This window comes from Microbacterium sp. (assembly GCF_052102115.1).
GTDB lineage: Bacteria > Actinomycetota > Actinomycetes > Actinomycetales > Microbacteriaceae > Microbacterium.
This window is the reverse complement of sequence record NZ_JBQDVP010000073.1, coordinates 1-9,435: the sequence shown is the minus strand read 5'-3', so window position 1 is coordinate 9,435 and position 9,435 is coordinate 1. Positions and strand designations below refer to the sequence as shown.

The following is a 9,435-nucleotide window of genomic DNA, read 5'->3' as shown; positions in this document are numbered from 1 at the left end:
GCGGCGACAGCATCCTGCACGCCCTCGTCATCGGCGCAACGATCCTTGTCGACGTCGCGCACGTTGATGAGCACCTGCGGGTAGACGGTCATCACGGCCGCGAGCTCGGCGAGCGACTTCTTCTTGCGTGCCATCTCGGCGACCAGGTGCAGGCCCGTCAGCACGCCGTCACCGGTGGTGGCGAACTCGCTCATGATGACGTGCCCCGACTGCTCACCACCCAGTGCGAAGCCGTTCGCGTTCATGTCTTCGAGCACGTACCGGTCGCCGACGGAGGTCTGCCGGACGGTGATGCCGTGCTCCTCCATCGCCCGGTGGAGCCCGAGGTTGCTCATGACGGTCGCGACGAGCGTGTCGTCGGTGAGGTGGCCGCGCTCTTTCATCGACACGGCCAGGATCGCCATGATCTGGTCACCGTCGATGATGGTGCCGTCGGCATCCACCGCCAGGCAGCGGTCGGCGTCGCCGTCGTGGGCGATTCCGACGTCTGCACCCAGGCGCACGACGGCCTCGGCGAGGTTGTCGAGGTGCGTGGAGCCGACGCCATCGTTGATGTTGATGCCGTCGGGGTCGGCGCCGATCACGGTGACGGTGGCCCCGGCATCCTTGAATGTCTCGGGCGACACCCCCGATGCCGCGCCGTGCGCGCAGTCGAGCACCACGTGTATGCCGTCGAGGGCATGCGGCAGGGAGCCGAGCAGATGCAGCTTGTAACGGTCTTCAGCGTCGGAGAAGCGCTGGATGCGCCCGACACCAGCGCCGGTCGGCAGGAGCTTGTCCCACTTCATCGCGGATTCGATGCGCTGCTCGACGATGTCGGGAAGCTTCACGCCGCCACGGGCGAAGATCTTGATGCCGTTGTCAGGTGCCGGGTTGTGCGACGCCGAGACCATGACGCCGAAGTCGGCATCGTGGTCGCCGATGAGGAAGGCCAGTGCCGGGGTGGGCACGACTCCCGCATCGAGGACGTCGACTCCGGATGCTGCGAGGCCTGCCGATACGGCGGCGACGAGGAATTCACCGGAGACGCGCGGGTCGCGGGCGACGACGGCGGACAGCCGGCGGCCTTCGGCCTTGCGAGCCTCTGCGGTGCGGCCCTGGCCCAGGACGACAGCGGTCGCCTGGGCCAGGGTGAGCGCCAGATCGGCGGTGAGGATGCCATTGGCAAGACCTCGCACGCCGTCTGTGCCGAAAAGCGGCATCGGGGTGTGAACCCTTAGCGCTTCGAGTACTGCGGCGCCTTACGGGCCTTCTTGAGTCCGGCCTTCTTGCGCTCGATGACGCGGGCGTCACGAGAGAGGAATCCGGCCTTCTTGAGCGTTGCACGGTTGTTCTCGACGTCGATGCCGTTGAGGGCACGAGCGATGCCGAGACGCAGCGCGCCAGCCTGACCCGAGTCGCCTCCGCCGGAGATGCGGGCGATGACGTCGTACGAGCCCTCAAGGTTCAGCACCGTGAAGGGGTCGTTGATCAGCTGCTGGTGCAGCTTGTTCGGGAAGTAGTCCTCGAGCGCACGGCCGTTGACCGTGATGGTGCCAGAGCCGGGGATCACGCGCACGCGGGCGATGGCCTGCTTGCGGCGACCGACGGCAGCACCCGAGACGTTCAGCACCGGACGGGGAGCCGCCTCGGTCGTCACGGTCTCCGGGCTGGAGGTCGAGTAGTTCTGCGGGGTTTCGGTTGATTCGATGTCAGCCACGAGTATGTCCTTAGTCGTTGCGGCGCTTACTGGGCGACCTGGTCGAGGGTGTACGGCTGCGGCTGCTGCGCGGCGTGGGGGTGCTCTGCGCCCGTGTAGACCTTGAGCTTCGACAGCTGCTGGCGGCCCAGGCTGTTCTTGGGGAGCATGCCGCGAACGGCCTTCTCGACAGCGCGAACGGGGTTCTTCTCAAGGAGCTCTTCGTAGGAGACCGACTTCAGACCACCCGGGTAGCCGGAGTGGCGGTAGGCCATCTTCTTCTGGAGCTTCTGGCCGGTGAGGGCGACCTTGTCGGCGTTGATGATGACGACGAAGTCGCCGACGTCGACGTGGTTGGCGAAGATCGGCTTGTGCTTGCCGCGCAGGAGCGCTGCGGTCTGCGAAGCCAGGCGACCGAGAACGACGTCGGTGGCGTCGATGACGACCCAGTCACGCTGGACCTGCCCGGTCTTCGGGGTGTATGTGCGCGTCACAATAGTGCTGCTTTCTTGTTCGAACGGAGAGGTTCGTGAATCCCACTCCGGGGTGGTTCTTCGTCTAGTGACTCGAACACGCCAGTGGAGGGCTCACGTTCGTGGTGCACGCAGTCGGCACCAAGGGGCTAGCTTACGGCATCCGGGGCAGGTGTGCCAACTGCGCGACAGTGGGCGGCGCGGCCGGGCCCTCTGCGCCCGGCGATCACTCGGGGAACGGCACCCGCGAGGCACGCCCGGACGGCGCGTTGGCTGCGAGCTTCTCGGCGCGCAGACGATCCTTCTCGACACTCTCGAGGGCATTGCCGACGGATGCTGCGAACACATCGCCCCCGCCATCATCCGGGTGGATGCCGTCACCGGCGAGCAGGTCCGCGTGCGGCGTGATGGCGCCGTCCCAGTCTGCGACCCACACGCCGCGGTGGCTGTCGGCGAAGGCGTCGAGGTCGGCGTTGACACCGGGGATCCAGTCGCGCGGCGCGTGGGCGTTCACGAGGATGAGATTGCGCTCGGGCCCGGCGATCTGCGCCATCTCTTCGAGCACCCCCTGGTCCACCGGCCCGTTCGTGCCGAGCGCGACCACCACGTTCTCGCGCAGCTCACCGCTTGCGAGCAGATTGTTCAGCAGCTCGGGCCCGGCCCAGATCGATCGCGATACCTCGGCATCCACCGTGATCCCGGGGAACGCCGCCAGCAGCGACGGCGCCGAAGCGAGCATCACCGAATCGCCGACCGCCGAGATCTCCTCCCCCGGCGGAACGATGATCTCGTCCTCGGTGGGCGTCGGCGAGGGCGTCGCGCTCGGCGTCGGCGTTTCGGCGGCATCGTCGAGCGCATCCTGGCCGCGATCGATCGCCGCGACCGCCGTCGTGGTGTGCGGAGCGTTCACGACCGCACCCGTCGTCCCGCCGATGGCCACCACCACAACGCCGAGGGCGGTGAGCCCGGCGAGACGACTGACCGGGCGCCCGGCGATCCGCCGGCCCAGGGCGCGCAGCGCATGGCGGAATCCGTACCGGCGGATCGGCCACTCGATGAAGCGGTACGACGCCGCAGCCGCTCCTACCGAGAGCACGAGCGTGAGCACCCCGACCCACACGGGAACCCCGGCTTCCGGCCCGATCCCCTGCGCGCCGACGAGGAGCAGCACGAGCACGGGCCAGTGCCACAGATAGATGCCGTACGACCGTTCGCCGATCCACCGCAGGGGCTGCACGTCGAGGGCGCGCCCGACCCATGCCCCCGGCCACACGCCGGCGAAGACGGCAAGCGCCGACCCCGTCGTCGCCAGCAGCAGCGAACCGGGGAAGGTCGCAGCATCCGAGGTCTCGGGCAGCAGCGCTGCCGCGACGATCGCCGCGATGCCGACCGCGCCGACGAGCAGTGATGCCGTGCGGGCGGTACGCGACAGCATCCATGTCTTCTCCGGCATGTTCGCGATGGCGAGCGCGAGCGCGATGCCGAGCAGCAGTCCGAACGCGTGGGCGTCTGTGCCGAAGTATGCGCGCGTGACTTCGCCGGACGCGACGAGCTGCGCCATCCACAACGCCGATCCGCCGGCGGCGACGAGCATGAGCGCGACGCGCGACCAGCGGCCGGGGATCAGCAGGACGAGCGGAAGGAGCAGCGGCCAGAGGACGTAGAACTGCTCCTCGACGGCGAGCGACCAGAAGTTGCGGAACAGTTCGGGCGCGGTTGCCGCGAAGTAGTCGGTGCCGTCGGCGACGGCGAGCCAGTTGTAGCTGAAGGTCGCAGCGCCCAGCACCTGGCGCCCCATGCCGACCAAGAGGTCGCCGCCGAGCAGCCAGGCGGCCGTCGCGCAGACGGTGACGACGACCGCGAGCGCGGGCAGCAGACGCCGCGCGCGCCGCCGCCAGAAGTCGATGAGGCGGCGCGGCGATCCCAGCCTGCCGAGCCGTGAGGGACGCAGCAGCAACGAGGTGATGAGAAACCCGCTGATCACGAAGAACACGTCGACGCCGACGAACCCGCTGCGCAGCGGAGAGTCTGGGAACAGGTGGTACACGACCACCAGAGTGACCGCTATCGCCCGCAGACCGTCGAGGCCTGCGAAGCGGGGAGAGGTCGTGGTCTGGTTCGGCATCATCTGCATTCGCGCGACGGCGGGAGCCGTGCGAGATCAAAGCTCCAGTTTAGGCTGGACACGTGAGAATCCGCTTGGACATCGCGTATGACGGCACGCATTTTCGCGGGTGGGCGAAGCAGCCCGGCCTGCGCACGGTGCAGGGCACGCTCGAGGCGGCGCTGGCGCGGATCATCGGCTCGGAGGCGCAGTTCGTCGTCGCCGGACGAACGGATGCCGGGGTGCACGCCGCCGGACAGGTCGCGCACGTCGACCTCGACGAGACGCAGTGGGCGCGGATCGAGGCGCGTCACGGTCGTGCGGCCACCGACCCGGCAGGATCCATCGCCGCGCGCATGCGCGGGGTGCTGGGCGCGTACCCCGACGTCACGGTGCACCGCTCGTCGCTCGCGCCGGACGGATTCGATGCGCGGTTCTCGGCCGTGTGGCGCCGGTACCGGTACCGTCTCGCCGACGACGTGGCCGGCTTCGATCCGGCGCGCAGGCTCGACACCACCAGCATCCGCGGGTCTCTCGATGCCGACGCGATGGATGCTGCGGCCCGCTCCCTGATCGGCCTGCATGACTTCGCGGCCTACTGCAAGGCGCGCGACGATGCGACGACGATCCGCACGCTCCTCGACTACCGGTGGACGCGGGATGCCGCTGGCGTTCTCGTTGCGGAAGTGAAGGCCGACGCGTTCTGCCACAGCATGGTCCGCGCGCTCGTCGGCGCATGCGCGGCCGTCGGCGAGCAGCGACTCGATGTCTCAGACCTCGTCGTCCTGCGCGACGCCCTGCGACGCACCAGCGAGTTCAAGGTGCTCGCGGCGCGCGGACTCACGCTGACGGCGGTCGGGTACCCGGAGGACCATCTGCTCGCCGACCGGGCCGAGCAGACCCGCGCGCGGCGCGATGCGGAATAGGCGCGTTTCGACACCTCTGACTCAGGTGAGCGCAGTAGCGTAGCGATGATGAAGGTCATCTCGTACAACCTGCGCAAGCATCGCGCCGCCGAAGAGCTCGAAGAGCTCGTCGCCGAGCACGAGCCTGATCTGCTGTGCCTGCAGGAGTGCGATGTCGCCGCTCTGCCCGACGAGATCGGCGGTCTCACGCTCGCCGACGCGACGCAGGGGAACCGGCTCGGGCTCGCGCTCTACTACCGGAGCAACACGTTCCAGCTGAGAGACATCCGCACGATCGGGCTGAAGAAGTCGCTGCACGACATGATGCTCAAACCCGCTCACGAGCGAGTGCTCGGCGTGCGGCTGCAGGACATCGACAACGGGCAGGAGCTCATCGTCGCCTCGTTCCACGCGGCCCCGCTCACCGCCCTGAACTCCCTGCGCCGCAACCAGATCCGCGCGGCGCTCACGGAACTCGAATCGATGGGACCAGGACTGCCCGTGCTCATGGTCGGCGACTACAACTACCCCGTCTTCAAGGAGAACCTCGGCCAGCGCGTGCGCGACCACGGCTACGCGCTCACCCTGAGCGACGACCGCACCTACACGCGGTACCGGGTGTTCAAGGGGCACTACGACTTCGCGACATCCGACGGGTTCCGCATCGACCGGATCACGACGCTGCCGCAGCGGTCGAGCGACCACCGGCCGATCCTGGTCAGCGCCGCCGTCGGCTGACGCCGGGCGGCGCCGCCGCTGCTGCCGGGCAACCGCGACCACCATGTTCAGGTCGCGAATCCTGCCGCTCCGGCCGCGCCATACCGGCACAGTTTGCGACCTGAACACGGGGGTGGGCGGTCGCCGGACGCACGACGGGGCGCGGCGGGGCGTACGGCGGCGCACGCCGCCCGCGTCAGCGCTCGACCAGGATGCCGTCCTCGTCGGCGTAGAGGCGCTTGCCGACGCGGAAGACCACTCCCCCGAACTCGAGGTCCACGTCGATCTCGCCGGCGCCGAGCTTGGCGCTCTTGCGGGGGTTCGTGCCCAGCGCCTTGACGCCGAGGTCGAGGCCGCCGACGGCGACGCTGTCGCGGATCGCCCCGTGGATGACGACGCCGGCCCAGCCGCTCTTCACAGCCGACTCGGCGATCAGGTCGCCCATCAGTGCCGTATTCAGCGAGCCCGCCCCGTCGATCACGAGCACGGCGCCCTCACCGGGGGTCGCGAGCGTGGACTTCACGAGCGCGTTGTCCTCGAGGCAGCGGATCGTGCGGATCGGCCCCTCGAACGCTGAACGTCCGCCGAAGGAGCGGAACTGCATGGACACCGACTGGAGGTCGTCGCCGAACTCGTCGTAGAGGTCTGCTGTGGCTTTGGTCATGCGGCCATCTTTGCACGGCCGGAATCGCCCGCGGGAATACCCCCCAGGGGTATACAGTTGTCGTGAGTGAACGGCCGCACGCGGCATCCGAAGAAGGGAACACGATGAGCACCACCGAGTACCAGGTGACCGGCATGACCTGTGGACACTGCGAGATGTCCGTGCGCGAAGAGGTCGGTCAGGTCGCGGGCGTCGACACGATCGAGGTCAGCGCGCAGACCGGCAGGCTCGTGGTCACAGCATCCGCTCCGATCGACGACGCCGCCGTCCTCGCGGCCGTCGACGAGGCGGGCTACGCCGCCGTCCGCGCCTGAGAACGCCCACCGAGAGGGAACATGATGACCAGCGTCGAACTCGAGATCGGCGGCATGACCTGCGCCTCGTGCGCGACGCGGATCGAGCGCAAACTCAACAAGCTCCACGGCATCGCGGCGACCGTCAACTACGCGACCGAGAAGGCGAAGGTCACCGCTGCAGCAGGCATCGACGCGTCGGTGCTCATCGCCGAGGTCGAGAAGGCCGGGTACTCCGCCCAGCTCCCCGCGGCGAAGCAGGAAGAAACGACCGACGAAGACCCCGAGCTCGCATCGCTCCGCCAGCGTCTGGTCATCTCGATCATCCTGACGGTGCCCGTGATCCTCATGGCGATGATCCCCGCGCTGCAGTTCATGTACTGGCAGTGGGCGTCGCTGGCGCTCGCAGCGCCCGTGATCGTGTGGGGCGCCTGGCCGTTCCACCGGGCCGCGTGGACGAACCTGCGCCACGGGGCCGCGACCATGGACACGCTGATCTCGATGGGCACGCTCGCCGCGTTCGGCTGGTCGCTGTATGCGCTGTTCTTCGGCACTGCCGGGATGCCGGGGATGACCCACGGCTTCGAGTTCACGCTGTCGCGCTCCGATGGCGCCGCCAACATCTACCTCGAGGTCGGCGCCGGGGTGACGATGTTCATCCTCGCCGGACGCTACTTCGAGAAGCGCGCCAAGCGCCGGGCCGGTGCCGCGATGCGCGCCCTGCTCGAACTCGGCGCGAAGGACGTCGCGGTGCTCCGCGACGGGGTCGAGACGAAGATCCCCGTCGCGGAGCTGCGCGTCGGCGACGAGTTCGTCGTGCGGCCGGGCGAGAAGATCGCGACCGACGGCGTCGTCATCTCGGGCCACTCGGCTGTGGATGCCTCGATGCTCACCGGTGAGTCGGTTCCGGTCGAGGTCGACACGGGGGATGCCGTCACCGGAGCGACGGTGAACGCGAGTGGTCGGCTCATCGTCCGCGCGACACGGGTCGGTTCGGACACGCAACTCGCCCAGATGGCCCAGCTGGTCGAAGACGCGCAGACCGGCAAAGCCGACGTGCAGCGCCTCGCGGACCGGATCTCGGGCGTCTTCGTGCCGATCGTCATCGTGATCGCGCTGGCGGCTCTCGTCGGCTGGCTGATCGCCGGTTTCCCGGTGTCTGCCGCCTTCACCGCCGCCGTCGCCGTGCTCGTGATCGCCTGTCCGTGCGCACTCGGGCTCGCGACGCCGACCGCCCTGCTGGTCGGCACGGGTCGCGGCGCGCAGATGGGCATTCTCATCAAAGGCCCGGAGGTCCTCGAATCCACCCGCCGAGTCGACACGGTCGTGCTCGACAAGACTGGAACGGTCACGGCGGGTCGGATGACGCTCGTCGACGTCGTCGCCGAGGACGGTGTGGATGCTGCGGAGCTGATGCGCCTGGCCGGCGCGGTCGAGCAGGCATCCGAGCATCCCATCGCCCAGGCGATCGCCGCCGGCGCTCCCGAGCTCGTTCCAGTGACCGATTTCACCAACGTCGCAGGTACGGGCGTGCAGGGTGTCGTCGATGGTCGCAGCGTCGCCGTCGGACGCGAGTCGCTGCTTGCCGACTGGGGCATTTCGCTGAGCCCCGAGACCGCTGCGGCGAAGCGGCAGGCCGAGAGCGAGGGCAAGACTGTCGTCGCCGTCGCGTGGGATGGTGCCGCCCGCGGCATCCTGATCGTGGCCGATACGGTGAAGCCGACCAGTGCCGAGGCCGTCCGCGGGCTGCGAGCGCTGGGACTGACGCCGATCCTGCTGACGGGCGACAATGAGGCGGCCGCCCGCCACATCGCCGCGCTGGTCGGCATCGACGAGGTGATCGCCGAGGTGCTGCCGCAGGACAAGGTCGACGTAGTCAAGAAGCTGCAGCGCGACGGGAAGGTCGTCGCGATGGTCGGCGACGGCGTGAATGATGCCCCGGCGCTGGTTCAAGCAGACCTCGGACTCGCGATGGGAACCGGCACGGACGTCGCGATCGAAGCATCCGACATCGCCCTCGTGCGCGGCGATCTGCGCAGCGCCGTCGACGCGATCCGGCTGTCGCGCCGGACGCTCGGCACCATCAAGACGAACCTGTTCTGGGCGTTCGCGTACAACGTCGCCGCGATCCCGGTCGCCGCTCTCGGGATGCTGAACCCGATGCTCGCAGGAGCGGCGATGGCACTGTCCAGCGTGTTCGTCGTCGGCAACAGCCTGCGGCTGCGAGGGTTCAGATGAGTCAGGAGGCGCCGATGCGGAGCACGACGCTGCCGACCTTGCGGCCGGTGTCGACGTAGCGGTGCGCGTCGACGATATCGGCCAGATCATAGGTGCGGTCGATGACGGGGCGGAGCTGGCCCCCGTCGGCAAGGGCGATGAGATCGGCGAGGTCTCGCGCTGTGGGGTTCCCGCCGTCTCCGGTGACGAGCTTTCCGGTTCTGCGGCTCTGGCCGCGTGATCGGAGTGCTCCGGGCAGGTCATTGATGACGAGCAGCAGCGCTCCGCCGGGGGTGATGGCGTGCTCGACCCGGGTGAAGGGTGCGTTGCCGAGTGCGGCGCGGACACAGCGGGAGGCTCCGGCACCGGCCCTACCGTCCTCGC

The 9,435-nt window shown here is 68.8% G+C and carries 10 protein-coding genes; 4 read left to right on the top strand and 6 right to left on the bottom strand.

What is annotated here, in order from left to right:
• The 4 genes from glmM to ACTICP_RS14815 all read right to left on the bottom strand — a co-directional run.
• On the bottom strand, nt 1–1,202 hold a 1,202-nt coding region (glmM, locus tag ACTICP_RS14830; protein WP_441893691.1), incomplete at its 3' end, for a phosphoglucosamine mutase.
• 14 nt (nt 1,203–1,216) lie between these two features.
• On the bottom strand, nt 1,217–1,699 hold the full coding sequence (gene rpsI, locus ACTICP_RS14825) for a 30S ribosomal protein S9 (RefSeq protein ID WP_441893689.1): 483 nt from the start codon (nt 1,697–1,699) through the stop codon (nt 1,217–1,219).
• A 26-nt stretch (nt 1,700–1,725) separates the two neighbouring features.
• Entirely contained in the window at nt 1,726–2,172 is a 447-nt protein-coding gene (gene rplM / locus ACTICP_RS14820; RefSeq protein WP_441893687.1) for a 50S ribosomal protein L13, read from the bottom strand.
• A gap of 205 nt (nt 2,173–2,377) precedes the next feature.
• On the bottom strand, nt 2,378–4,276 hold the full coding sequence (locus ACTICP_RS14815) for an acyltransferase family protein (protein WP_441893685.1): 1,899 nt from the start codon (nt 4,274–4,276) through the stop codon (nt 2,378–2,380).
• A gap of 62 nt (nt 4,277–4,338) precedes the next feature.
• Between ACTICP_RS14815 and truA the strand changes: the two genes are divergently transcribed.
• Both truA and ACTICP_RS14805 read left to right on the top strand, forming a co-directional pair.
• Nucleotides 4,339–5,181 (top strand): tRNA pseudouridine(38-40) synthase TruA, encoded by an 843-nt coding sequence (gene truA / locus ACTICP_RS14810; RefSeq protein ID WP_441893683.1) that lies wholly within the window; start codon nt 4,339–4,341, stop codon nt 5,179–5,181.
• A 48-nt stretch (nt 5,182–5,229) separates the two neighbouring features.
• Nucleotides 5,230–5,898 (top strand): endonuclease/exonuclease/phosphatase family protein, encoded by a 669-nt coding sequence (locus ACTICP_RS14805; protein WP_441893681.1) that lies wholly within the window; start codon nt 5,230–5,232, stop codon nt 5,896–5,898.
• Nucleotides 5,899–6,073: 175 nt separating this feature from the next.
• On the opposite strand, the gene rraA is transcribed toward ACTICP_RS14805, so the two are convergent.
• On the bottom strand, nt 6,074–6,541 hold the full coding sequence (rraA, locus tag ACTICP_RS14800) for a ribonuclease E activity regulator RraA (RefSeq protein WP_441893679.1): 468 nt from the start codon (nt 6,539–6,541) through the stop codon (nt 6,074–6,076).
• A gap of 104 nt (nt 6,542–6,645) precedes the next feature.
• Here rraA and ACTICP_RS14795 point away from each other — a divergent pair, with 104 nt between their 5' ends.
• Entirely contained in the window at nt 6,646–6,855 is a 210-nt protein-coding gene (locus ACTICP_RS14795) for a heavy-metal-associated domain-containing protein (protein WP_441893693.1), read from the top strand.
• Between the two features lie 21 nt (nt 6,856–6,876).
• Complete coding sequence (locus tag ACTICP_RS14790) at nt 6,877–9,072, top strand: heavy metal translocating P-type ATPase (RefSeq protein WP_441893677.1); 2,196 nt, start codon at nt 6,877–6,879, stop codon at nt 9,070–9,072.
• 1 nt (nt 9,073) lies between these two features.
• Here the strand turns inward: ACTICP_RS14790 and ACTICP_RS14785 are convergent.
• Nucleotides 9,074–9,435, bottom strand: a 362-nt coding sequence (locus ACTICP_RS14785; RefSeq protein ID WP_441893675.1) for a zinc-binding dehydrogenase, incomplete at its 5' end; no start/stop codon positions are given.

Bases quoted from the DNA above. Each gene is read 5' to 3' on its own strand.
- ACTICP_RS14805 (WP_441893681.1), top strand. From the start codon at position 5,230: ATGAAGGTCATCTCGTACAACCTGCGCAAGCATCGCGCCGCCGAAGAG.
- rraA (WP_441893679.1), bottom strand. From the start codon at position 6,541: ATGACCAAAGCCACAGCAGACCTCTACGACGAGTTCGGCGACGACCTC.
- ACTICP_RS14815 (WP_441893685.1), bottom strand. From the start codon at position 4,276: ATGCCGAACCAGACCACGACCTCTCCCCGCTTCGCAGGCCTCGACGGT.
- ACTICP_RS14790 (WP_441893677.1), top strand. From the start codon at position 6,877: ATGATGACCAGCGTCGAACTCGAGATCGGCGGCATGACCTGCGCCTCG.
- ACTICP_RS14795 (WP_441893693.1), top strand. From the start codon at position 6,646: ATGAGCACCACCGAGTACCAGGTGACCGGCATGACCTGTGGACACTGC.